Annotated in this window: 21 protein-coding genes; 20 read left to right on the top strand and 1 reads right to left on the bottom strand. The window is 46.3% G+C overall.

Going from position 1 to position 24,418, the window contains the following annotated elements:
- The first annotated feature begins 25 nt into the window (after positions 1–25).
- Positions 26–910, top strand: coding sequence for a sugar phosphate isomerase/epimerase family protein (locus A8806_RS07145; protein WP_109730494.1), 885 nt, complete (start codon positions 26–28; stop codon positions 908–910).
- Here A8806_RS07145 and A8806_RS07140 read toward each other — a convergent pair.
- Entirely contained in the window at positions 877–1,824 is a 948-nt protein-coding gene (locus A8806_RS07140; protein WP_109730493.1) for an AraC family transcriptional regulator, read from the bottom strand. The genes A8806_RS07145 and A8806_RS07140 overlap by 34 nt on opposite strands.
- A 206-nt stretch (positions 1,825–2,030) precedes the next feature.
- Here A8806_RS07140 and A8806_RS07135 point away from each other — a divergent pair, with 206 nt between their 5' ends.
- The 19 genes from A8806_RS07135 to A8806_RS07050 all read left to right on the top strand — a co-directional run bounded on the left by A8806_RS07135 (position 2,031) and on the right by A8806_RS07050 (position 24,402).
- Complete coding sequence (locus A8806_RS07135) at positions 2,031–3,065, top strand: TIM barrel protein (RefSeq protein ID WP_109730579.1); 1,035 nt, start codon at positions 2,031–2,033, stop codon at positions 3,063–3,065.
- A gap of 72 nt (positions 3,066–3,137) precedes the next feature.
- Complete coding sequence (locus A8806_RS07130; protein WP_109730492.1) at positions 3,138–4,262, top strand: carbohydrate kinase family protein; 1,125 nt, start codon at positions 3,138–3,140, stop codon at positions 4,260–4,262.
- 26 nt (positions 4,263–4,288) lie between these two features.
- On the top strand, positions 4,289–5,227 hold the full coding sequence (locus A8806_RS07125) for a class II fructose-bisphosphate aldolase (protein ID WP_109730491.1): 939 nt from the start codon (positions 4,289–4,291) through the stop codon (positions 5,225–5,227).
- A gap of 165 nt (positions 5,228–5,392) precedes the next feature.
- On the top strand, positions 5,393–5,560 hold the full coding sequence (locus tag A8806_RS26110) for a hypothetical protein (RefSeq protein WP_181368615.1): 168 nt from the start codon (positions 5,393–5,395) through the stop codon (positions 5,558–5,560).
- Positions 5,561–5,639: 79 nt separating this feature from the next.
- The gene (locus A8806_RS07120) at positions 5,640–6,824 is read left to right on the top strand and encodes an aminotransferase class I/II-fold pyridoxal phosphate-dependent enzyme (RefSeq protein WP_109730490.1); all 1,185 of its coding nucleotides are present in this window, start codon (positions 5,640–5,642) and stop codon (positions 6,822–6,824) included.
- A gap of 1 nt (position 6,825) precedes the next feature.
- The gene (locus tag A8806_RS07115; protein WP_109730489.1) at positions 6,826–8,172 is read left to right on the top strand and encodes an ABC transporter substrate-binding protein; all 1,347 of its coding nucleotides are present in this window, start codon (positions 6,826–6,828) and stop codon (positions 8,170–8,172) included.
- Between the two features lie 196 nt (positions 8,173–8,368).
- Complete coding sequence (locus A8806_RS07110; RefSeq protein ID WP_109730488.1) at positions 8,369–9,724, top strand: ABC transporter substrate-binding protein; 1,356 nt, start codon at positions 8,369–8,371, stop codon at positions 9,722–9,724.
- A gap of 68 nt (positions 9,725–9,792) precedes the next feature.
- Positions 9,793–10,722, top strand: a complete 930-nt coding sequence (locus A8806_RS07105) for a carbohydrate ABC transporter permease (RefSeq protein ID WP_109730487.1) — start codon at positions 9,793–9,795, stop codon at positions 10,720–10,722.
- 13 nt (positions 10,723–10,735) lie between these two features.
- The gene (locus A8806_RS07100) at positions 10,736–11,569 is read left to right on the top strand and encodes a carbohydrate ABC transporter permease (protein ID WP_109730486.1); all 834 of its coding nucleotides are present in this window, start codon (positions 10,736–10,738) and stop codon (positions 11,567–11,569) included.
- Between the two features lie 15 nt (positions 11,570–11,584).
- Positions 11,585–12,889 carry an alpha-L-fucosidase gene (locus A8806_RS07095; protein ID WP_416388171.1) on the top strand — a complete coding sequence of 435 codons (1,305 nt, stop codon included), beginning with the start codon at positions 11,585–11,587 and terminating at the stop codon, positions 12,887–12,889.
- Between the two features lie 9 nt (positions 12,890–12,898).
- The gene (gene melA / locus A8806_RS07090; protein WP_109730484.1) at positions 12,899–14,236 is read left to right on the top strand and encodes an alpha-galactosidase; all 1,338 of its coding nucleotides are present in this window, start codon (positions 12,899–12,901) and stop codon (positions 14,234–14,236) included.
- A 31-nt stretch (positions 14,237–14,267) separates the two neighbouring features.
- On the top strand, positions 14,268–16,082 hold the full coding sequence (locus A8806_RS07085; RefSeq protein ID WP_109730483.1) for a sensor histidine kinase: 1,815 nt from the start codon (positions 14,268–14,270) through the stop codon (positions 16,080–16,082).
- Positions 16,070–17,305: a response regulator gene (locus A8806_RS07080; RefSeq protein ID WP_109730482.1), complete on the top strand. Its 1,236-nt coding sequence runs from the start codon at positions 16,070–16,072 to the stop codon at positions 17,303–17,305. The genes A8806_RS07085 and A8806_RS07080 overlap by 13 nt, the downstream gene beginning before the upstream one ends.
- Before the next feature lie 11 nt (positions 17,306–17,316).
- Positions 17,317–18,354 (top strand): SIS domain-containing protein, encoded by a 1,038-nt coding sequence (locus tag A8806_RS07075; protein ID WP_109730481.1) that lies wholly within the window; start codon positions 17,317–17,319, stop codon positions 18,352–18,354.
- 87 nt (positions 18,355–18,441) lie between these two features.
- Positions 18,442–19,458, top strand: coding sequence for an alpha-hydroxy-acid oxidizing protein (locus tag A8806_RS07070; RefSeq protein ID WP_109730480.1), 1,017 nt, complete (start codon positions 18,442–18,444; stop codon positions 19,456–19,458).
- A gap of 239 nt (positions 19,459–19,697) precedes the next feature.
- Entirely contained in the window at positions 19,698–21,818 is a 2,121-nt protein-coding gene (nrdD, locus tag A8806_RS07065; RefSeq protein ID WP_109730479.1) for an anaerobic ribonucleoside-triphosphate reductase, read from the top strand.
- A gap of 1 nt (position 21,819) precedes the next feature.
- Positions 21,820–22,311, top strand: a complete 492-nt coding sequence (nrdG, locus tag A8806_RS07060; protein WP_109730478.1) for an anaerobic ribonucleoside-triphosphate reductase activating protein — start codon at positions 21,820–21,822, stop codon at positions 22,309–22,311.
- 16 nt (positions 22,312–22,327) lie between these two features.
- The gene (locus tag A8806_RS07055) at positions 22,328–22,852 is read left to right on the top strand and encodes a dCTP deaminase/dUTPase family protein (RefSeq protein ID WP_109730477.1); all 525 of its coding nucleotides are present in this window, start codon (positions 22,328–22,330) and stop codon (positions 22,850–22,852) included.
- Between the two features lie 182 nt (positions 22,853–23,034).
- A complete protein-coding gene (locus A8806_RS07050) occupies positions 23,035–24,402 on the top strand; it encodes a spore germination protein (protein ID WP_109730476.1) in 1,368 nt (455 codons plus the stop codon).
- Positions 24,403–24,418: the final 16 nt, after the last annotated feature.

Genomic DNA, 24,418 nt, shown 5'->3' with positions numbered 1-24,418 from the left:
AAGAGATTACATAAGGGGGAAAAGAATGAACAGCAGTAAAATAAAGTTTAGTTTTATGACGACTGCAATGCTTCTTCAGGCATTAAGCAGGGAACATGGTATGGCAGATATTGCGGATTTAAAGAAGCTGTATAAAGAAATATTAAAGACGGTATCCGATGCAGGTATCCATACAGTAGAGATAACAACTCTGGAACTGGAACTGTTTGGAAAGGATTATGTCCGGAAAATACTTGCCGGGAATCATCTTACAGCAGGGGGCATGGTTCATTTTGATACGTTTGCCGTCGTGAATAAAGAAGAGGCAGGGCATATAATTGAAAAAGCATGCAGAGCTGTGGACGAGGCAGAAAGCCTTGGGGTAAAAATAGTGATGCTTGCACTTGCAGTGCAGGAGGATATTTCTGGATATAGTATGGAAGAACTTGCGACTGCATTGGCTGAGAACATCAGACCTATAGCAGTATATGGCAAAACAAAAGGAATCCGGGTATGTGTAGAGGATACACCAGAAGTGACACTTCCCTTATGCAGTATCGATGAAACCAGGGCGCTGCTGGATGCAGTGCCGGAGCTGTATCTGGCCTATGACAGCGGAAATATGCTCATAAAGCATGAAAATCCTGTTTCCTATTATGAAGCATTCAGAGAACGAATATGCCATATTCATTTAAAGGATATGGCATATGTACCGGATGAGGAACCGGGAGATATGGACATCAGCGGAAAGAAGATGCGGGGAGCGATACATGGACAGGGAATTGTCGATTTCTGCACTTTGGCAAACTGTATGGAACAGAATGGGTATCAGGGATATGCAGTGATAGAATATACCGCTTTGGATAACCATTACAGAAATATTAAAGATGCTGTGGCTTATTTTGAAAAATGTTTCGGAAAGAGGGTATAACGGGACAGGGCAAAAGCTGCCTGTTCCAAGGAATACCGTTTCTGTACATTATCAGTAGGGAGAGCTGCACCGATCAGGTGCGGCTTTTCCTGCTTTTTCCTATATTCTTTTACACTGCATCCAAGTTTTTTTATAAACATCTGATTCAAATAACGGCTGCTGGAAAACCCTGTTTCGAGGCAGATATCTAGGATCGGCAAATCGGATTTGTCAACCAGCTGGAAGGCGTGCTCAAACCGGATGTTATTCAGATATTCCTGAAAGGAAATTCCAAGCATCTGCGTGATGAAGTGCGAAGCATGATAGGTTGTTATATTTTCCAGACCGGCAATGTCCTGTAAAGAAATATGCTCCCGATAGTGTTCTGAGATGTAGTCTGTAATCCGGTTCAGCCGTTTGGAGTTGTTCTTTGCGGTGGCGGATTCCTGTTCACTCGTAATTGTATAATCCGTATATGTTAACAGCTGGTAAATCGCGTCCAGAACCAGACTGGAACACTTAATGGCATTATGCGCGGATGAAGAGAAATATATTGCGGCACAGGAAAGGAGCGTCTGGTACAGGCTCTTATAAAGTCCACCGCTTCGTATAATGCTGTTATCCAGACGAAGTAAACCAAGCTGGTAATCGATCCTGCGGTAAAAGTCAGGATGAATCTGAAATGCCAGTATCTGGTTCTTTCCGTCCTTATTTAAGAAAGAATGTATTTGATACCTGTTTATGATATAGATGTCCCCTGCATGCAGTTCAAGCTGCTTAAACTCTGTAAAAAGGGTAAGATCCCCATCCAGAAGGATGCCGATTTCCAGATCGCCGTGTCCGTGTGGACTGCGGGTAGTCATTTCAACCAGAAAGATTTCCAGATAGTTCATGGTTGTATGCTGTATAATTTCAAACTCTTCTTTTTTACCCATATCGTCATTCTCCTCCAAATAGTTTTGATTTCATGATACACCACACAAGAGCAATAAACAACAAAAAAAATCGCAACATTATCATTTTTTGGACCGCTGTTTCTGGTATAAATAAGACATAACAGATAAACGGTGTGTGGTGTTCCGGAAAAAGTGCTGAGAATACCGAGACAGCCGATTTTTATGAAAGAAAGGAAAAGATTATTATGACAGAATTTAAGTTTTCAGTAGGTCCCTGGAATGTACATACAGGAGCAGATTCTTACGGACCAGCAACAAGAAAGGACATTCCTGCAGAGGAGAAGTACAAAAAGTTTGCAGAACTGGGATTTTCCGCAGTTCAGTTCCATGATGATGATGCAGTGCCGAATATTAATGACTACACGGAAGAGGAAATCAAAGAGAAAGCGCGTGAACTGAAAAAGACACTGGACAAGTATAACCTTAAAGCAGAATTTGTGGCACCGCGCCTGTGGATGGATGAACATACACAGGACGGCGGTTTTATGAGTACATCTGCAAAAGACCGTGAGTATGCGATGTGGAGAGCTTACCGCTCAATTGATATTGCCAACGAGCTTGGCTGTGACATGGTTGTACTCTGGCTCGCAAGGGAGGGAACGCTTTGCGCAGAATCAAAATCTCCTGTATGGGCTACAAAGATGCTTGTCGAGGCAATCAACAAGATGCTGGAATATGATCCAAAGATCCGTGTATGTATTGAGCCGAAGCCAAATGAGCCGATTGACAGAAGCATCTGCGGAACAATGGGGCATGTCATGGCAGTTTCAGCCGCAACAATCGCCCCGTCACGTGTAGGCGGTAATCTTGAGAGCGCACATGCCATTCTGGCAGGTCTGGACCCGGCCAATGAGATCGGATTTGCCCTGGCAATGGGGAAACTGATGACCGTACACCTGAATGACCAGAATGGAATCCGCTATGACCAGAATAAATCTTTTGGTGTGGAGAACCTGCGTGCCGCATTCAATCAGGTAAAGGTTCTGAAGGAAAATGGATATGGAGAGAACGGAGAATATGTCGGCCTTGATGTGAAGGCGATGAGAACGACAACGGATGGGGACAGCTACAAGCATCTGGAAAACAGCCTGAAGATTTTCAAGGCTCTGGAAGAAAAAGTGGATAAGTTTGATTATGATTTCCAGAAAAAGTGTGTTGAGAACAGAGATTTTGAGGCACTGGAAATGTATGTGATGAATCTTCTGATGGGAATCGAATAAGCTTTGAGGCGGAAAACAGGGAGATCAGAAGGTCTCCCGTTTTCCATATCAGAAAAAAGACAGGAGGCAGTTATGAAGAAAAAAGTAATCGCAGCCGGACATATATGTCTGGATATTACACCGGTATTCCCTGATAAAAAGGTATCCCGGCTGAGCGAGATTCTTTCTCCGGGAAGACTGATACAAATGGGGGAGGCGGATGTGCACACAGGCGGGGCCGTAGCCAATACCGGACTGGCAATGAAAATTCTCGGTGCAGACGTTACTTTAATGGGAAAAATCGGAACGGATGCATTTGGTGAGATGGTCTGTAATATTCTGAGGCAGCATGATGCAGAAAAAGGGATGATTTTATCGGATCAGGAATCTACATCCTACTCTGTCATTCTGGCGGTTCCGGGGATTGACCGCATCTTTCTGCATAATCCAGGGGCAAACCATTCGTTCCGGGCATCGGATATTCCACAGAAAGCTCTGGAAGAAGCGGCATTGTTTCACTTCGGATATCCTCCATTGATGAAATCCATGTATGAACATGACGGAGAGGAACTGGTGGAAATCATGAAGCGGGCAAAGGCTGCAGGTGCAGCAACTTCCCTTGATATGGCGGCCGTAGACCCGGATGCAGAAGCAGGCACGGCTGACTGGGAGAAGATTCTGGAGCGGGTTATGCCTTACGTGGACTTTTTTGTGCCCAGTGTGGAAGAACTCTGCTATATGCTGGATAAGAAGCGATATACAGAGTGGCAGGAGCGGGCCGGTGGAAGTGATATTACGGAAATGCTGAATATTGAGAAGGATATCATGCCCCTTGGAAAGCAATGTATGGAATTTGGCGCAAAGGCCCTTCTGATTAAATGCGGCGCTCCCGGAATGTATTATAAAACAGCAGACAGGCGGACACTGATGAATATAGGAAGCCGGGCCGGGCTGGATTTAAACAGCTGGGCAGGCAGGGAGGGATTCGAGAAGAGCTATGTTCCAGAGCGCATCCTTTCCGGGACCGGGGCAGGAGATACGAGCATTGCGGCGTTTCTGACTGCTATGCTGGAAGGATACCCACTGGAGAAGACCCTGCAGCTTTCCGCGGCAACCGGTGCATCCTGCGTGGCAGTTTATGATGCACTGAGCGGGCTGAAGTCTTTTGAAGAATTGGAAAATAAAATAAATGCGGGCTGGTGTAAAAGTGCAAGATAGATTATTAAAATATAAGGAGGCTGAATATGTTAGTAAACTTGAATGAAGTATTGATTCCCGCGAAAAGGAATCATTACGCAGTAGGATTATTTAATGCGGTAAATCTGGAGCTGGCAAGAGGAATTATCAGTGCGGCAGAAAGCACAGGTTCCCCTGTAATCATGGGCACGGCCGAGGTGCTGTTCCCTTACGGGCCACTGGAGGAGGTGTCGTATTACCTGATTCCGATGGCAAAGAAGGCGAATGTGCCGATTGTGATCCATTTGGATCACGGATTGAATAAGGAAACCTGTCTGAAAGCACTGGAACTGGGATTTTCATCCATCATGTATGACTGCTCTACAGATTCTTATGAGGAGAATGTAAGAAAAGTGAGAGAAATGGCAGATATCGCCCACTCCTATGGCGCCACAATCGAGGGTGAACTCGGACATGTGGGGGATAATGAAGGATCTCCGGAGGGAAGTTCACATATGACGGACCCAAAGCAGTTTTATACAGAGCCGGACATGGCAAAAGATTATGTAGAGAAGACCAAAGTAGATGCATTGGCGATTGCGGTGGGGAACGCACATGGGGCATACAAACTGCCGCCGAAATTAGATTTTGAACGAATCCGGACCATTGCAAAGACTGTGGATGTCCCGTTGGTACTGCATGGAGGATCCGGGCTAACGGATTCTGATTTTAGGCAGGCTATTTCAGAAGGAATCAGCAAGGTAAATATTTTTACGGATATCAATATAGCTGCGGTTGAGGCGGAGTTTAAAAAGTTCACGAATATGAACAAAGGAATTATCGACTTAATCCCCGCAGCTGTGGGAGCGGTAAAGCAGGAAACAATGAAAAAGATGAAACTGTTCGGCAGTGATAAAAAAGCGGGAGATACATACTTCCGCGGGAAAGCGGATGTGGAACGTCTGGTAAAACTGGTTGCTGAAGAAGTAAAGAGAAGTCTGATGTAACCAGCGGGAACAGTACTGACCAGTTCGCCATTCAGGACCAGGATATCTGAACTAATAACACCTTGTCAAGCAGTTACAACCTGTTTGTCATAACCGTCATCTTTTCTTATACTGAAATCAGACACATGGAAACAAAGATTTCAGAAAGGTGGCGTTGAGGTATACATGCTGCAGAAACAGGATTTACAGGCAATTGCAAGATTAATTGATGAAAGGGCGGCGAAGACAGAAGACAAGTTCATAGGCCGTTTGGAAGAGACCGAAGAGTATTTTAACATCAGGCTCGAAGAAATGGAAACTAGATTTGACGCAAAATTCCAGAAGACGGAATAAGGTAGAAAATGACAAGACTACTCCATCCATGCTATAATAAACAATATGAAGTATCTACACATGAGGAGGCATTTTTGAGATGGAGAGTTTTCGGTTTTCTGACAAGGTAAATGATATACAGCCCGGCATTTTTGCCGCTTTGAACCAGAAGAAGGAGGAACTGTTGGCGCAGGGACGCACGGTCTATAATCTGTCTGTCGGCACGCCGGATTTTCAGCCCGCAGGACATATTATGCGGGCTATGCAGGAGGCATGTGGGAATCCGGATAATTATAAGTATGCATTGGATGATCTGCCGGAACTGGTTGAGGCTGTCCGGTACCGCTATCAAAAGCGGTTTCAGGTGGAACTGGAGAAAGATGAGATCATGTCTGTCTATGGTTCTCAGGAAGGGATGGCCCATATCGGCCTTGTTTTCTGCAATCCCGGAGATACGATTCTGGTACCGAATCCGGGATATCCGATCTTTGAGATGAGCGGTGTGATGGCCGGGGCCCGGATTGAGACATACAAGATTGAGGAAAAGAACGGATATCTGCCAGATCTTAAGAATATACCGGAGGAGCTTCTGGAGAGGGCGAAGTATATGATTGTTTCCTATCCGCTGAATCCGGTTTGCGTCTGTGCGCCTGACGAATTTTATGAGGAGCTCATTTTATTTGCAAAGAAGAATCATATTATCATTCTGCATGACAATGCATACTCGGATATCATTTTTACAAGAACACAGGGAAGGTCCTTTTTATCTTTTGATGGGGCAAGAGAGGTTGGCGTGGAATTCTATTCTCTTTCCAAATCCTATAACCTGACAGGGGCAAGAATATCTTTTGTTGTTGGTAACAGGGAAATCATCAGCAGGTTTAAGGCACTGCGGTCACAGATCGATTATGGTATCTTTCTGCCGGTACAGTATGCTGCCATCGCGGCACTTACGGGGCCGGACGACTTTATCGAGACGCAGAGGCAGGAGTATGCGGCGAGGAATAAGGCTCTTTGCGGCGGCTTAAGGCAGATCGGATGGAATGTCCCGGACAGTCAGGGGACGATGTTTGTGTGGGCAAAAATCCCGGAAGGATATGAGACATCGCTTTCTTTTTGTATGGAGCTTATGGATAAGACCGGACTGATTGTCACGCCGGGAAGTGCATTCGGGAGTGAAGGGGAAGGATATGTGCGGATGGCACTTGTCGTAAATGAAGAGAAGATAGCAGAGCTGCTGCGGGTGTTAAAAGAATCAGATATATTTCAGAAGGACAGGCTGTAGTATGGAGAAAAAGAGATTTCATATAAAACGAAAGCCCATTTCCTTCATAAATGTATTTCTTCTTTCCACAGTCTGTCTGGCACTGACATCCTGCAGCCGGCAGGAGGATAACCCGCCTACGGAACTGACCTTTATTCATGGCTGGGGCGGTGCCGTAAAGACACATGTACTGATGCAGGAGATTTACGATGAGTTTGCTGAAGAGAATCCGGACATTGTTTTAAACAGCCAGCCGTCTTCAGACAGTACAATTGCGGTAGAAAAAGCAAATGATATGCTGGCACTCGATGAAATGCCGAATATCGTAAGCACGAACGGCCAGTCTTATTATGTATCAAATGTAGTGAAGCAGGGGAAGGCTCTTAATCTTGCCCCCTATATCGAAGAGGACCCTGAGCTGAAAGCAAGTATCCATCCTTCCGTACTGGAGGTATGGACGAATGAGGACGGCAGTATCTACACGCTGCCTGATGCCCTTGAGGTCATGGGTTACTGGTATAACAAGCAGTACTTTACAGAGGCCGGAATCGTGGATGAACGCGGGAAAGCGTCCCCGCCGGCAACATGGGATGAATTTTATGAGGCGTGTGAGAAGCTGGAGCAGTGGAACCAGAAAACAGGAACCCTGAAAGGTGTCTATGCTTTGGAAAATGTCCAGGTGGCGGAAAATCTGTTTTTAGCACGCCTTGCAGGAGAGAGTGAGGAAGGGTATCAGATGGCGGGAGGGGTCCCTGATACATTTGATCACGAGGCATTCCGCAATACGGTAAAGGATTTTTCAAACCTGTACAGATACTCCAGTGATACAGACAGCATCGATAATGCAAGGCAGTACTTTATAGAGGGGAAGACCGCCATGTATTTTAATGGTGTCTGGGAGAGCGAGATATTTCAGGATTCAAAGAACCGGGAGGATATCGCTTGTGCGGATTATCCGACACGCTCAGGAGAGAGCCTGTCCTATATTTCCCCGTCTTCTGGATATGTGGTTTATGACAGTCCCGATAAAAAGCAGAATGAAGCTTCGGTCAGGTTCCTGAAATATATGCTGGGAAGCGGTGTGCAGACCCGTCTGGCATTGGAGACCGGACAGGCCCCCTCGAATCCAGATGTAGATAATCAGGTAATTGCAAAGGGGTATCCCATGCTTGGCAATGCACTAAAGACTGCACACGACGCCCAGATTCAGATTAAGACGATCAGCTCTGTTTGGTCCAACAGCCATCTCAACCTGTTTGCTGGACACTTAAAAGCTGCCTCCGGAAATGAGGATGAACTGAATGACCTGATCTTACAGTTAGACAGCCTTCAAAAAGGCGACGAAAAGGAAATAAACAGCAGTTATTAAGAAAAAGATGCACTTTTTTTACCGGATGAAAGCTTCAGAAGTGGAATCCGTAAAAAAAGTGCATCTTTTTTTATGCTCTTCTGCATTTTAGTTGAAAAAGTGCAGGAAACCAAGCGCTTTGTTTATTCTTTTGGCTTGCGTGTACTGGTATTATGAAGACATCAATGACAGTCACGAAAAAAGGAGGAAAAAGTTTATGAAGAGAAAGGTATTGAGTATTCTGCTCTGCACAGTAATGACAGCTGCCCTGTTTACCGGATGCGGAAAGGGGGATTCATCCTCAGATTCAGCTAAAGACTCAGTGGACAAGGGATCAGAACTGCCGACTATCACGTTCACACATGGTTATTATCACGATGAATCCGAATGGGCGGCAGCGGGAGAGATGAGAAAAATTTACGAGGAATTTGCAGAAATGCACAAGGGTGAATTTAACTTTGTGATAAAAGCTGACGAATCCGGGGCAGAAGGAATCTATAATACGGCTTTGAACGACTTAAGTGCGGGGGGATTCTATGACATTGCTGATTTTGGCGGCTGGGACATTACGCCGGTGGCTTCGTCAGCAGATGCGATTCTTGATCTGAAGCCTTATCTGGATGATGATGCAGACTTTAAGGCAGGAGCCGGGGTCTGCTATGACCAGAACCTGACAGAAGATGGAAAGGTCTATTCCGTAAGGGAACAGATCGAGGGAGTCGGTTTCTGGTATAATGAAGCCTTATTCAAGGAAGCCGGCGCGGCGGTCCCGGGCGACTGGAAGACATGGGACGATTTCAATGCGGCAGTTGATAAACTGGTGGCAGCAGAAATCACCCCGTTTGGTTTAAACGCAGGCTGGCCGACGAACATCCTTTTGGCTGCTTACAATCAAAGGAGTGCAGATTCCAGAGAGTTTTATGAAGGCGGCAGGACAGTGGAAAGCTTTGATCAGGCATCCTTTAAAGAATCCCTCACATTTATCCAGGAAAAAGCATTACAGAAGATTGATGCTGCAAACTTTGGTCCCGGAGGAGATGACGATGAAGCGTACCGCTCCGATTTCTTTGCGGGCAAAACAGCGATGCTGTTTAATGGCGTATGGGATGCAGGCGGGACCATCGACTGTGAGGCCGGAGCAGAAAATATCAGGCCGGCAGTTTTCCCGACAGATGAATCAGGTAAGACAGCGGCACTCTTATCAGGCGGATGCGGTTATGTAGTTTCTTCAAAGCTTGATGAAAAGCAGACCGAAGCGGCAATTGAATTTATTAAATATATGACGAGTCCTGAGATTGCTTCAAGAATCATTGAAAAAGGAATTGGAATGGCTCCGGGCACAAAGGTAGATTACGATGCACTTGCAGAAAAGGTAGAAACCGATGATGCAAAATTATTGGTTGAAGCATGCAGGCTCTGCCAGAATGCAGATTACAAGGCACTGGGACTGGGAAATACATTCGGAGATGCGGAAGGAGAAATCCAGTCAAAATATGCAGGACTGAAAGATGGTTCCAAGACAGCAGATGATGTGGTCAAGGATCTGGATGACTTTTTAGCGGCAGCAGAGTAGGAAAAAAGAGAATATAAACAGAGGGGACGATCTTGGATGGTCCCCTTTTTAAAAGAGGAGGGCGGATCATGAATGCATCAGATACATACCGTACAAAGAAAAAAATCTTCTCAAAGAAAAATGGGTTCATCCTGGCTTTTCTGCTTCCGGGGATTATATTATTCTGTGCAATTTATGCATATCCACTGATTGAGATTTTTGTCACATCATTTACAAAGTGGAATTATAAGAACTTCCTGCATCCGGAATTTCTAGGATGGGGGCATTTGTTTGACAATTATATTAAGCTGTTCACGATAGACAGAAACTTTCAGGTAGCACTGGTCAACTCTATTAAATGGGTAATCCTGACGATGGCGGTCCAGATCCCATTCACAGTTCTGGTGGCTCTTGTACTCTCGGGAAAACCGAGAGGATGGAAGTTCACAAGGAATGCATTTATCATTCCGAATATTATATCCACAGCAGCAATTGGTTTGATCTTTTTAAATATTTACAGCCCGTCACGCGGCATAATCACGGAGATCTGTAACTGGTTTTCGCCCGGTTCCAATGTCAGTGTGCTGGCGAATGAAACCTATGCATTCTGGGGTGTCACGTTTGCGTTTATTTTATTCGGGGGTTCTTCCTGCCTGCTTTTGATCACGCAGATATTCTCCATAGATTCCAGCATCTATGAAGCGGCCAAAGTAGACGGTGCCAGCACGCTCCAGACAAACCTGAAGATTACACTGCCCCTGATGCGGCCGATGATCGGGACGGTGTCGGTCATGGCAGCCAATTATGGCCTGTTGCTTTACAACGAAATTGCATTGATTACACAGGGCGGGCCCGATAATGCTACATACAGTCTGAGCTATTATATTTATAAGACCGCGCTGGGAAGTACAAAGCTGAACTTTGCCAGAGGCAATACGGCAGGTGTTATACAGTTCCTGCTGGGGCTTTTGCTTGTCGGGATGATTAATAAAGCATTCCGGACAAATCAGTCGGAATAGGAGGAGAGTCTATATGAAAAAGACAGGAACCAGTAAGAAAAAACTTCCATCCCGGATTGGTCAGTATTTCGTGATGATATTTGTTCTGTTTATATCAGTATATCCGATTCTGTGGGTATTTCTTTCTTCCTTCAAGAAAAATCCGGGAGGACTCTCACTCCCTTCGGAATGGGTGTTTGACGGATATATCACGATATTTACGAAGCTGCACATACAGACTTATTTTTTTAACAGCTTTGTCGTAACAATCATATCTACATTTATCAGTGTCCTGATCGTTGCAATGTCCGCATATGTATCGGCCAGAATCGAGTTCCGGCTGAAGGGCATTGTGACCCTGATGTTTACCACAACCCTGTTCATCCCGTCAATCTCCATCAGTTTCCCGATCTATCAGTTCCTTGGGAAACTCGGACTGAAGGATACAAAAACGGGGCTGATCTTCATCTACTCGGGACTCGGGATCGCGGTCACTTATTTCATTCTCCGCAGCTATTTCCTGAGCATCCCAAAAGAGATGGAAGAGGCTGCTAAGATGGATGGGTGCGGATATGCGGGCACATTTTTCAGGATTATCGTCCCGATTGCAAAGCCCGGCATATCCACAGCGGCAATCATGGCATTTTTAAATAACTGGAATGAATTTTATTTTGCATCGATTCTGCTGAAGAGCAAGGAGAATATGACGCTTCCGGCGCTGCTTGGGCAGTTTACGACGGCGTACTCTAAAAATCTGAACGGTATGTTTTCTGCAATTATTGTGGCGGTCGTACCAACTATCATTATATTCTGCCTGCTTTCCGAGACCTTTGTAAAATCTCTGACAGCGGGGGCAGTGAAAGGCTAGGTCAATGAAATGGGAATTATGGAAGAAAGAGAAGAACGGACAAAATGGTTTATGCATGACAGGTTCGGGATGTTTATACACTGGGGCCTGTATGCAATACCCGGAAGGGGGGAATGGGTACAGAGCGATGAGGAAATACCACAGGATCAATATACCTGCTATTTTGATGAGTGGAATCCAAGCAGGTATGACGCGGCTGAGTGGGCGCGGCTCGCAAAGAGGGCCGGTATGAAGTATGCAGTACTGACAACAAAGCACCATGAGGGATTCTGCCTGTGGGACAGCCGGCTTACAGATTTTAAATCTACGAATACGGCATGCGGAAGGGATCTTGTCAGAGAGTTTGTCGATGCATTCCGGGCAGAAGGGCTTAAAATAGGTTTTTATTATTCCCTTCTGGACTGGCACCATCCGGATTATCCGGCCTATGGTGACATGTACCATCCCGACAGGAACCACCTGCAGTATAAAGGAAAATCCCATGACTTCAGTAAATATCTGGACTACATGCACGGCCAGGTCAGGGAACTTCTGACGATGTATGGGAAGATCGACCTGCTCTGGTTTGATTTTTCCTATGAAGGGCACAAAGGGAGTGACTGGAGAGGGGAGGAACTTCTGCACATGGTGCGCTCCCTGCAGCCGGAAATTATTGTAAACGGCAGGCTGGAGGCGAATGGGGAGGATTATGGGTCTGTCATGAGTGATGAACCGGACCTTTATTCGGGAGATTTTGCATGTCCCGAGATGATTATCCCACCCTGTGGACTGCGTACCCCTTCGGGCAGGGCAATCCCCTGGGAGGCCTGCTTTACGCTGAATAATAACTGGGGGTATGCGCCGAATGATAAGCATTATAAGTCGGCTTCCCAGATCATTAAGAAACTGGTAGAATGCACGAGCAAGAACGGAAATATGATTGTAAATGTCTCGCCAAATGCAAAAGGCGAGATTCCGGAAAAACAGGCCGGGATACTGGAACAGGTCGGTTCATGGATGAAAAAAAATGCAGAAAGCATCTACGGATGCGGTATGTCTGCCTTCGAAAAACCGGAGTGGGGACGTTATACCCAGAATGGGAACAGACTTTATGCCCACATAACGGAAGAGAGTATCGGGGCAGTCGCCCTTCCGGGAGTCAAGGGGAAGGTGAAACGTGCGAGGAGGCTCTCTGACGGTTTTGAAATGCTTATGCTGACCCCCTGGGTGGCAAAAGAGTTCCCGGATTGTGAATTTATGAACTACAGTACCCCGGAATGCTTTTCATTTACAGTGGATGAAAAGACGGACGAGGTCATCGAACTTATATTAAAGGAGTAAATACGGAATATGAAAAAAATTACATTTATCGGTGCAGGAAGCTTTGACTTCACACGAGAGCTTGTTCGGGACATTCTGACCTATGAGGCATTCGCGGATGCTCATCTCTGCCTGATGGATATCAGCGTGGAACGGCTTTCCTATATTGAGAAAGCATGCAGGAAAATCAAGGCGGCAGGTAATTATCCGGCTGTAATTGAGGCGACAACGGACAGGAAAAAGGCGCTGGAGGGTGCTGACGGGGTGATCATAACAGTGCTGACGGCGGGACCGGACATTTTCAGGACAGATATCGAGATCCCCGGGAAATATGGCGTGGATATCTGCGTCGGGGACACTAGGGGACCGGCGGGCATTTTCCGGTTCCTGCGCAGCGCCCCGGTCCTGCTCGATATCTGCCGTGATATCGAGGCTGTCTGCCCGGATGCCTATGTACTTAATTATACGAACCCAATGGCCCTGAACTGCCGGTACCTTCAGGAAATGACTAATTTAAAGATTACCGGCCTGTGCCACAGTGTCCAGCATACGGCAGCGATGCTGGCCGGCTGGATCGGGGCTGACATGCAGGACATCGAATACCTGTGTGCAGGTATTAACCACATGGCGTTCTATCTGGAATATAAATGGAAGGGAGAGGATGCGTACCCACTGATCAGACAGGCGATGGAACGAAAAGAAGTCTGGGAGGAAGAACTGGTACGCAACGAGCTGTTCCGGCATCTGGATTACTATCCGACGGAAAGTTCCGGACACAACTCAGAATACTACCCCTGGTTCAGGAAGCGTCCGGATTTGATTGAGAAATACTGTACCCATTCCACAGGCTGGAATCCGGGGGAGCATGCCTACATTCTGAAGGAATACTTCCGCAGGCAGGATGAATGGAGGCAGGACATTGGAAAATGGCTGGAGGAGGCCGAACCTGACCTGAAGCGGGGACAAGAGTATGCGGCATGTATCTTCAATGCACTTTTCGGCGACGGGACGCCATTCGAATTCAATGGAAATGTTAGAAATGAAGGCTATCTTGAAAATCTGCCGCAGGGATGCTGCGTAGAAGTGCCGGTGACGGCAGACCCAAACGGGCTTCAAGTGCATCCGGTTGGAAAATTGCCTGACCAGCTTGCGGTTATGGTTAATACTGCCGCCAGATGTGAAGAACTGGCAGTAAAGGGCTGTATTGAGAGAGACCGGCGTGCCATCTTCCATAGTATCCTGTTCGATCCACTGACGGCGGCTGTACTGAGTATGGAAGAAATCCAGCGTATGACAGACGAAATGTTCGAGGCAAACCGGGAATATCTCCCCCAGTTCCCGAAAGCATGGCATTTTATGGTATCATAGTATAAAATGACTTCTTAAGGGGCGGAACAATATGGAAGATAACAAGGGAAAGAAGAGGTATTCTCTTCGCAGGAAAATGATACAGTACAATCTGACGGTCACACTCATCTCACTCATTTTGTGCGGTGTCATTTTTGTCGCATCTGTCAGCATCATCGTAGGAGATTACATCCATTCTGACATTAATTTCTTCCTGTCGGCCATGTCAGAGACGATGGAGTCAAAGCTGAGTTACTGCGGGGATACAATCACAAGGCTGCGCGGTTCAACACTCCTGATGGATTATCTTGAAAATACAGGAGAACGCAGAACTGAAGAGGATGAAGAGTATGTAAGGCAGATCAGGGCCGAATTTGACAAACAGGTTTCCATCAGCTCTCAGTCCAGCCTCGGGGCCGGTGTTCCACCGCTGATCAGGCAGGTATATCTCTTTGATCAGGAGGGACAGCATCTAAGCAGCAGCTATTATGCGATGATGTATGCAGAAATTGCCGGAAGTGACAAGACGTTTGAAGGGATATACAGGCAGTATTTGCAGGATATCAGGAAAGGGAACCATTACGGCTATTACCCGGAGGGGGAGGACAGTATTTTCCTTGCATTTCCCGTTTATGATGATGGGATGGAGCGGCAGGGAAGCATCCTGTTTCAGTTGGACCAGTCGGCAATCGAATATATTATGCAGGATATGGGCAAGTATGGAAATTCCTTCTGGGCGTTTTTTGATGCGGAAGGAAACTATGTCTATGGTAAGGATGCGGATGCGATTTTAAAGGAAAAGGAGACCATTTTATATACCTTCAAAACAGAACCATATAAAGCAAAGGCTGGCGGCAGTTCATACCGCATCTTCAAAAAAGAACTGGGACTGAACCTGCAGGTCGTTTTAGGGATACCGGAAAACCAGTCTTTGATTCTGATGTATAATTCTGTCAAAGTATATGTCATAGTGATTGCGCTGATTACAGGGGCGGCTTGTCTGATCTTCGTTTATATGATTTACCGGATGACAAGGCCGCTCAAAGAAGTGACAGATAAGCTTCTTGAAGTAAAAGAAGGAAAGTTTGAGGCAAAACTGCCAGACTATGGAAGTGAAGAGTTTCATGAGATCAGCCAGGTATTCAATGATATGACGGCATATATTGACCATCTGGTGAAACAGGTATATGAGAAACAGCTTTCAATCAAGGATATGGAAATGAAATTCCTGCAGACGCAGATGAATCCCCATTTCATGTTTAATGTACTGAATACCATTGCACTGCAGGCGCAGATGGACGGCAATACGGATGTATATAAGATGATCAGTTCCTTCAGCCAGCTGATTCAGGCAAAAATCTACAGGAACAGTTCTGAAAAAGTCCAGATCCGGCAGGAACTGGAATACGTCAATTACTACCTGTATCTGCAGAGCTACCGGTATGGAGACCGGCTGGAGTATGAAATAAAGGTAGAAGATCCCACACTGGCCGAACTGTACATCCCGAAGCTCTGCATCCAGCTCATCGTTGAGAATGCGGTAGTGCATGGGATCGAGCCGAAAACAGAAAACGGGAAAGTAGAGGTACATATATATGCAGAAGATGAATCGCTGTATATCGATACAACAGATAATGGAATCGGATTTGAAAGCGAGGGAATTATCTCTCTGCCAATTTCTCAGGAAGGGGAAAGTAAAAGCCATAACCATGTGGGGCTGAACAATGCCCACCACATCATAAGACTCATGTATGGAGAGGAATACGGAATCAGAATTTACTCGAAACCGGGAGAGGGCACGAGGGTAAGCATCTGCATTCCTTTCGATGACGGTCAGGACAGGAGGGAGTCACCATGTACAGAGTAATGCTGGCGGACGATGAACCAATTATGCGGAAAGCACTGCAGTCACTGATAAAATGGGAAGATCTGGACTGCCAGGTCGTGTATACGGCAGCGAATGGAAATGATGTTATGGAGCATCTTGGGGAGATGGCTCCCGATATTCTCGTAACGGATATTCAGATGCCGGGAAAAGACGGAATAGCTCTGGCAGAATACATATGGGAGAATAAGCTCCCGGTCAAAGTCATCATACTGACTGCATTCGCCGATTTTTCGTATGCACAGTCGGCCATTAAGTATAATGTAGTTGAATATGTAACAAAGACCGGTGCATTTGAAGGGCTGATTCAGGCAGTAGAAAACTGCAAGGCTCTGTTAAAGGAAGCCAGGGCGGCAGAAGACCCTGAGGCCAGAAAGGCAAAGGAGGAGAATTTTTTCAAAGGTGTCTTTGACGGAAGTATCTATGAGGATATCCCGAAAAGGTCCCGGGCGCTGGGACTGGAGCTTGATACCTACAGAGTCCTGTTATTTCAGTTTTTGTTGGAAAAAGGGCTGGATCAGAAAAGGAGCCTGCGGATTCAGGACGGACTTTGTAACTTTTTCGCGATGGCCTTTGGAAAAGACCTGATTCAGGGTGTATTTTTAAGAAAAGACCTGTATTGTGCAGTCGTCCGGTGCACAGGGGCACACACGGAAGAATGGCTGAAGATCACATGTGCAGAAATCATGGATATGACGGATAATTTTATGGAGCTGTATTCTTATATCGGGACCAGTGGGCTCCAAACCGAGATTGAGATGCTGCCAGAAGCCTATGCGCAGGCGTCAGCGGCACTTAAGCACAGTGCCTGTGAGGACAGCGAAAAAATGGTATTCTATACGGAAAAGCTGGACGAAGAGACAATGGATGCAGTCAATCCGGATACCAGAGAGGCTCTTGTTAAGGCATGTCTGAGCTATATAGAGGAACATTATCAGGAAGGGATTACTGTTTCGGATATTGCGAGGGCAGTGGGCACAAGCGCCAGCTATTTAAGCCGGGTATTCAAGGAGATTACAGGGGCCACAGTCATACAGAGTATGAACCAGAAGAGGCTTGGGAAGGCAAAAAACTATCTGGATACAACGGACATGAAAATTTATGAAATCGCCGATGCGCTCGGATTTGAAAACATAACCTATTTTTCAAGATTTTTTAAAAAACATACCGGAATGTCACCAAAAGAATATAAAGAATGTCACTAGGAGGAACAGACATGTATTTAACAGAACAGGAAATTATGACACAGCATATTGCCTTAGAAAAGACTTATGCCTATCTCAGCGGAATGCAGGAAAAAATCCGTGGATTCTTCAGCACGGCAAAACATAGGAAATTCGTATTCCTTGGCAGCGGTTCCAGCTACATGCTGGCTAAATCGGGACAGCGTATGTTTGCGGCATGCCCGGATACTGCGGCAGCTGCCATATCCGGAGGGGATTATCTGATCAATTCCGTATATTATGGAGAAACGATAAAAGACGGCATCATTATCACACTTTCCCGCTCAGGGCAGACGAGTGAGATTGTAAGAGCTGTGAAATACATAAAGGAACACTATGGCAATCCGGTCATTTCCATATCCATGAAAGACAACAATGATATCATGCCCTATTCTGATTTCAATCTGACTCTGGACTGGTGTTATGACAAAAGTGTATGCCAGACCCGTACAGTAACCAATCTCTATTTATCCCTTCTCATGCTGGCAGCCATATACAGCGGGGATGATGATCTGGAGGTATCAGGCAGGGCGGCGGCAGAACAGAATCAGGCATTTCGTGAGGCTTACCGGCCTGCTTTGAAATCCATAGCTGAAAAGAACTGGGACAATGCAGTGATTCTGGCAGACGGCGCACTCAACGGCATTGCGGAGGAGGGGGCTCTGGCTTTCACAGAGATATCCATGCTGCCGGGCAGGCAGTTTAACCTGTTGGATTACCGTCATGGCCCGATCGTGCTCAGCGATGAAAAGACACTGACCATTGCAGTTCTGAACCCGGGGGCGGAGAGGCTGCAGTCTGCGATGGTGGAAGATCTGAAAAGCCATAACGGCATTCTTATTACGGTATCTGCTGAAACAGAAAACCAATATGGGGCTGACGCACATATCTGTGTGGACGGGACAGGCAGGTTCGAAGCATGGGGGATTCCGCTCATTGGTATGATACAGATGCTGGCATATGAAAAATCACTGCTGCTTGGAAGAAACCCGGACGCCCCGGCCGGGCTGGATGCGTTTATTACCCTTTGATTTGCGGCCAGGTGAAGGATCTTGCTGAATTACTTCGGAGGTGCTATACTGTCAAAAGATAATACGAAAGAATGAGAGGGTAATAAGATGGAATACAGTGAAGTAATCAAGAATGCAAGAACATGTATCGGACCATACTGCAAGGCGTGTAATGTCTGTAACGGCGCTGTCTGTAAGAATACGATGCCCGGACCCGGCGCAAAAGGTGTCGGCGACCTGGCTGTCAGGAACTATACAAAGTGGCAGGAAGTACGCATCAACATGGATACGATCTGTGAGCAGAAGCCGGTTAATACAGAAATTACACTTTTCGGTAAAAAATTCAGCAGCCCGTTCTTTGCGGGACCGGTCGGAGCCGTAAAGTTACATTATGGTGACAAATATACAGACCAGGAGTATAATGACATTCTTGTGTCTTCCTGTGCACAGAATGGTATTGCAGCCTTCACAGGGGATGGCACAAACTATCAGGTTATGATTGAAGCCACAAAGGCGATCAGCAATTTTGACGGAATGGGCATTCCGACAGTGAAACCCTGGGATCTTGGAACAATCAGGGAAAAGATGGAGCTGGTAAAGAAATCAGGGGCTTTTGCAGTGGCAATGGATATTGATGCGGCAGGCCTCCCGTTTCTGCAGAATCTGAACCCTCCGGCAGGCAGCAAGTCTGTGGAAGAATTAAAAGAGATCGTAAAAATGGCGGAGATTCCGTTTATTTTAAAAGGAATTATGACTCCGAAGGGCGCCCTGAAAGCAAAAGAAGCCGGAGTACAGGGGATTGTCGTATCGAATCACGGCGGACGCGTTCTGGACCAGTGTCCGTCTACGGCTGAAGTTCTTCCATTTATTGTCGAAGCAGTGGGCAGCGATATGAAGGTTTTCGTTGACGGAGGCATCCGCACGGGTACCGATGTCTTCAAGGCACTGGCACTTGGAGCAGATGCGGTACTGATTGCACGTCCGTTTGTGACAGCTGTTTACGGCGGCCAGGAAGAAGGCGTTGCAGCATATGTACAGAAGATTCAGGCAGAACTGAAAGACACAATGGCGATGTGCGGGGCGTTTTCACTGGATGAGATACAGAAGGATATGATCTGGAAATAAGGGGGAATGGGCCTGATGGTGCGCCAACCCTGCAAAGCATAAAATGACACAAAATGTCACCCTATTTTTTCGCCAAAATTTCGCCTCATTCCTTCTTCCTTTTTTGTGAAAGATTTTGTATTGACTCTTCATGTAAAGTGGTGGTACTATTTACAGTATTGATACATGATATAGTTTGTTGTGGGATAAATACATACTAAATATAGAATATGATCACATTTGAAGGGAGAAATTACTGTATGATGCACGTGGTAAAAAAAGATGGGACAAAAGAGGATTTCAATGTACAGAAAGTGGTAGTGGCGGTGAATAAGTCCGCCTACCGTGCTTTGATAAAGTTTACGGATGAGGAGCTGGACTATATCTGCCAGTTCGTGGAAGATAAAGTGGGCTCTATGCATATCAATGATATCCCAATCGCTGAAATGCACAATGTCGTGGAGGGCGCCCTCGAGAAGGTGAACCCGATCGTCGCAAAAAGTTATCGGGACTACCGGAACTATAAGCAGGACTTCGTCCAGATGCTCGATGAAGTATATAAGAAGAGCCAGTCCATCATGTACATCGGGGACAAGGAAAACAGCAATACCGACAGTGCTCTTGTGTCCACGAAGCGAAGTCTGATTTTTAATGAACTCAACAAAGAATTATATAAGAAATTTTTCCTGACAGTGGAGGAGATTCAGGCAATCCGCGAAGGCTACATCTATATTCATGACATGTCAGCAAGAAGGGATACGATGAACTGCTGTCTGTTCGATGTAAAGAGCGTTCTGAACGGCGGCTTCGAGATGGGGAACCTCTGGTATAACGAACCGAAGACGCTGGATACTGCGTTTGATGTAATTGGTGATATAGTGCTGAGTGCGGCAAGCCAGCAGTATGGCGGGTTCACGGTTCCGAGTGTGGATGAGATTCTGGAACCTTATGCAGAAAAGTCCCACAAGAATCTGATAGAAAAATACAGGGGCTTAGGACTTCCTGAGGAAACGGTACAAAAGGTTGCATGGTCGGATCTGGAAAAAGAGATGGAGCAGGGCTTCCAGGGATGGGAGTATAAGTTCAACTCCGTATCTTCCAGCCGTGGCGACTATCCGTTTATCACAGTTTCTGCCGGAACACGTACAAGCATTTACGGCAAGCTTGCTACAATCAAGATGCTGGAAGTACGCAGGAAAGGACAGGGCAGGGAAGGCCATAAGAAGCCGGTCCTGTTCCCGAAGATTGTTTTCTTATATGATGAAAACCTGCACGGACCGGGCAAGCCGCTCGAGGACGTATTTGAAGCAGGAGTAGAATGCTCCAGAAAAACAATGTATCCTGACTGGCTCAGCCTGACAGGGGAGGGGTATGTACCAAGTATTTACAAGAAATATGGCAAAATCATAAGCCCGATGGGATGCCGTGCATTCCTTTCACCGTGGTATGAGAGGGGCGGTATGGAGCCGGCAGACGAAAAGGACACACCTGTCTTCGTGGGACGATTTAATATCGGTGCAATCAGCCTGCACCTTCCAATGATCTATGCGAAGGCACAGCAGGAGAGCAGGCCGTTCCATGATGTGCTGGACTACTACATGAATCTGATCAGGAGGCTTCACCAGAGAACCTATGACTATCTCGGGGAGATGAAGGCATCCACAAATCCGCTTGCATACTGTGAAGGCGGGTTCTACGGCGGCCATCTCGGCTTATATGATAAGATTAAGCCACTGCTGAAGTCTGCAACCGCTTCTTTCGGGATCACGGCACTGAATGAACTGCAGCAGCTTCATAACAAGAAGTCTCTGGCAGAAGACGGGGCTTTCGCAGTGGAGACTTTGAATTATATTAATGAAAAAGTGAATGAGTTTAAGAACGAGGACGGGCACCTGTATGCAATCTACGGAACGCCGGCAGAGAATCTGTGCGGCGTCCAGGTACAGCAGTTCCGGAAAAAGTACGGAATCATAGAGAATGTATCTGACAGAGAGTATGTCAGCAACAGTTTCCACTGCCATGTCAGCGAGGATATTACCCCGATCGAGAAACAGGATCTGGAAGGACGTTTCTGGAATCTGAGCAACGGTGGAAAGATCCAGTATGTAAAGTATCCGATCAGCTACAATACAGATGCCATAAAGTCTCTGGTCAGAAGGGCGATGGCAAAAGGATATTATGAGGGCGTGAACCTGTCACTGTCCTACTGTGACGACTGCGGACACGAGGAACTGGATATGGATGTCTGCCCGGTATGCAATAGCACGAACCTGACGAAGATAGACCGGATGAACGGCTATCTGTCTTATTCCAGAGTAAAAGGCGATACAAGACTCAACGATGCTAAAATGGCGGAAATTGCAGAAAGGAAAAGTATGTAACATGCAGTACCATAATATAACAAAAGACGATATGCTCAACGGGGATGGACTGCGCGTAGTCCTCTGGGTGGCAGGATGCTCCCACGGATGTACAAAATGCCATAACCCTGTGACATGGGACCCTGAAGGGGGAATCCCATTTGACGGGGAGGCTAAAAAGGAATTATTTGAACAGCTTGAAAAGGATTATATCAGCGGAATCACATACAGCGGCGGAGACCCTTTATTTATTAATAACAGAGAGAGCATTACTGCGCTTGCAAGAGAAGTCCGGGAGAGATTCCCACAGAAAACACAGTGGCTTTATACGGGTTATGAGTGGGATGAAATCAAAGATCTTCCAGTCATCCCATATCTGGATGTACTTGTTGACGGAAAGTTTGATGTCACGAAGAAGAACACCCAGCTTCATTGGAAAGGAAGCGAGAACCAGAAAGTAATTGACGTACAGAACAGTCTGAAGAAAGGGCTGATCGTCCTGCACGAATCATGATAGAGGAGAAAGACACATGCAGAGAATAGCAAAATTTCATAAAGTAAGCTTAGAACAGTTTACAAAAGACTGGATTGATACCTTCGGACTTGAGGACGAGGCAGATCTGGAGGAAATATACGAGGGAATAAAGCTTCCGAAGAGGGCGACCGCAGGTTCTGCAGGCTATGATTTTTATGCCCCGGTACGGCTCGTTGTGGAGCCGGGACAGACTGTGAAGGTGCCTACCGGTATCCGTGCAGAGATGGAACCTGACTGGGTCCTCAAATGTTATCCGAGGAGCGGGCTTGGATTTAAGTACAGATTACAGCTGAATAATACAGTCGGAATCATCGACAGCGACTATTTTTATTCGGACAATGAAGGGCATATATTTTCAAAAATCACGAATGACACGAACGAAGAGAAGACCGTAGATATCGGCAGGGGCGAAGGCTTCATGCAGGGAATCTTTTCAGAATACGGCATCACAGTAGACGATGATGCCACAGAAACCAGAAACGGCGGTTTTGGCAGCACGACCGTAAAAGGACAGGCTTAGCAGCCATATTGCTATTTGGTTAAAGGTATAAAAACAGGGTTTCGGGAGCGGACCCCTGTTTTTTTGTCCCCTGTTTTTTGTATAATTCAGGAACAACTGGGGATTCTACCCATAGATGTTTTGCTTAGCAGGGTACAAAACCTGTAAAGGGCAGAGATTAGACAAGAAGGGGTAGACATACTATGATAGAAAAAGATACGAAAAAGGTCAGCAGTTCTTTTCAGGAAAACATTGATTACATGAATCAGGTACTGCCGGTACAGGAGAGTTTCGATATCCTTCAGAGGGACATGCTCATCGGCGGGAAGAGGGCTTCTTTCTATTTTATAGACGGATTCACAAAGGATGAGACAATGCTTAAGATCATGACTTCTTTCTTCGGGGTGACGGCCGAGGCAATGCCGGAAGATGCGACAGCCTTTGCCCGGCAGTGCATACCTTATGTGGAAGTGGATATCATAGCAGATTTTGACCAGGTCATCCGGAACATCCTGTCAGGCGTTACCTGTCTGTTTATCGAAGGGTATAAGGTCTGTATTGCGATAGACTGCCGCACTTATCCTGCAAGAGGCGTGGAGGAACCGGACAAGGATAAATCGCTGCGCGGTTCCAGAGATGGATTCGTCGAAACGATTGTATTCAACACGGCCCTGATGCGCAGGCGTATCCGTGACCCACACCTGATCATGGAAATGATGGAGGCAGGACAGACAAGCAGAACCGATATCGCCCTCTGCTACATGTCCGACCGTGTAGACAAGGAACTCCTTAAAAATGTGCAGAACCGGATCAGTCAGCTTCAGATCGATGATCTCAGGATGAATCAGCAAAGTCTTGCAGAAGCCATGTTTAAGAGAAAATGGTTCAATCCGTTTCCAAAATTCAAATTTACGGAACGCCCGGATACAGCCGCTGCGTGCCTGCTGGAGGGGAAGATCGTAATCATGGTGGACAATTCCCCATCGGCAATGATTCTTCCAACCTCCATTCTGGATATGATCGAGGAGGCGAATGATTATTATTTCCCGACACTGACAGGTATATACCTGAAGGTATCGAGGGCACTGATTACAATACTGACCGTATTCTTAACACCGGTATTCCTGCTTTTTATGCAGAATACAAAATGGATTCCTGATGTTTTTGCATTTGTAGCAGTAAAGGATACCGTGAATATCCCCCTGATCTTCCAGCTGCTGATTCTGGAGCTTGCAATTGACGGACTCAGGCTTGCCGCCCTCAACACACCGAGTATGCTCAGTACACCACTCAGTGTAATTGCCGGCCTTGTCATGGGAGAATTCTCGGTGAAGTCGGGCTGGTTTAACTCAGAGGTCATGCTGTATATGGCATTTGTCGCGGTTGCCAACTATACTCAGCCTAATTTTGAGCTTGGATATGCACTAAAATTTATGAGGCTGATGCTTCTTGTCCTGACGGCATGCTTTAACCTCGTTGGTTTCATAGCAGGATGCATATTCATTGTATGTTTTCTTGTATTTAATAAAACATTGTCAGGACGGAATTATCTGAATGTAAAACTGCAGTAGGAAGTTATAAGTATAA

Source organism: Faecalicatena orotica (assembly GCF_003149245.1).
GTDB classification, from domain to species: Bacteria; Bacillota; Clostridia; order Lachnospirales; family Lachnospiraceae; genus Faecalicatena_A; species Faecalicatena_A orotica.
This window is presented reverse-complemented; position numbering and strand designations above follow the sequence as displayed.

What these genes read in the sequence shown, in the direction of transcription:
- A8806_RS07145 (WP_109730494.1), top strand. Translation starts at nt 26, where the DNA reads ATGAACAGCAGTAAAATAAAGTTTAGTTTTATGACGACTGCAATGCTT.
- A8806_RS07140 (WP_109730493.1), bottom strand. Translation starts at nt 1,824, where the DNA reads ATGGGTAAAAAAGAAGAGTTTGAAATTATACAGCATACAACCATGAAC.
- A8806_RS07135 (WP_109730579.1), top strand. Translation starts at nt 2,031, where the DNA reads ATGACAGAATTTAAGTTTTCAGTAGGTCCCTGGAATGTACATACAGGA.
- A8806_RS07130 (WP_109730492.1), top strand. Translation starts at nt 3,138, where the DNA reads ATGAAGAAAAAAGTAATCGCAGCCGGACATATATGTCTGGATATTACA.
- A8806_RS07125 (WP_109730491.1), top strand. Translation starts at nt 4,289, where the DNA reads ATGTTAGTAAACTTGAATGAAGTATTGATTCCCGCGAAAAGGAATCAT.
- A8806_RS26110 (WP_181368615.1), top strand. Translation starts at nt 5,393, where the DNA reads ATGCTGCAGAAACAGGATTTACAGGCAATTGCAAGATTAATTGATGAA.
- A8806_RS07120 (WP_109730490.1), top strand. Translation starts at nt 5,640, where the DNA reads ATGGAGAGTTTTCGGTTTTCTGACAAGGTAAATGATATACAGCCCGGC.
- A8806_RS07115 (WP_109730489.1), top strand. Translation starts at nt 6,826, where the DNA reads ATGGAGAAAAAGAGATTTCATATAAAACGAAAGCCCATTTCCTTCATA.
- A8806_RS07110 (WP_109730488.1), top strand. Translation starts at nt 8,369, where the DNA reads ATGAAGAGAAAGGTATTGAGTATTCTGCTCTGCACAGTAATGACAGCT.
- A8806_RS07105 (WP_109730487.1), top strand. Translation starts at nt 9,793, where the DNA reads ATGAATGCATCAGATACATACCGTACAAAGAAAAAAATCTTCTCAAAG.
- A8806_RS07100 (WP_109730486.1), top strand. Translation starts at nt 10,736, where the DNA reads ATGAAAAAGACAGGAACCAGTAAGAAAAAACTTCCATCCCGGATTGGT.
- melA (WP_109730484.1), top strand. Translation starts at nt 12,899, where the DNA reads ATGAAAAAAATTACATTTATCGGTGCAGGAAGCTTTGACTTCACACGA.
- A8806_RS07085 (WP_109730483.1), top strand. Translation starts at nt 14,268, where the DNA reads ATGGAAGATAACAAGGGAAAGAAGAGGTATTCTCTTCGCAGGAAAATG.
- A8806_RS07080 (WP_109730482.1), top strand. Translation starts at nt 16,070, where the DNA reads ATGTACAGAGTAATGCTGGCGGACGATGAACCAATTATGCGGAAAGCA.
- A8806_RS07075 (WP_109730481.1), top strand. Translation starts at nt 17,317, where the DNA reads ATGTATTTAACAGAACAGGAAATTATGACACAGCATATTGCCTTAGAA.
- A8806_RS07070 (WP_109730480.1), top strand. Translation starts at nt 18,442, where the DNA reads ATGGAATACAGTGAAGTAATCAAGAATGCAAGAACATGTATCGGACCA.
- nrdD (WP_109730479.1), top strand. Translation starts at nt 19,698, where the DNA reads ATGATGCACGTGGTAAAAAAAGATGGGACAAAAGAGGATTTCAATGTA.
- nrdG (WP_109730478.1), top strand. Translation starts at nt 21,820, where the DNA reads ATGCAGTACCATAATATAACAAAAGACGATATGCTCAACGGGGATGGA.
- A8806_RS07055 (WP_109730477.1), top strand. Translation starts at nt 22,328, where the DNA reads ATGCAGAGAATAGCAAAATTTCATAAAGTAAGCTTAGAACAGTTTACA.
- A8806_RS07050 (WP_109730476.1), top strand. Translation starts at nt 23,035, where the DNA reads ATGATAGAAAAAGATACGAAAAAGGTCAGCAGTTCTTTTCAGGAAAAC.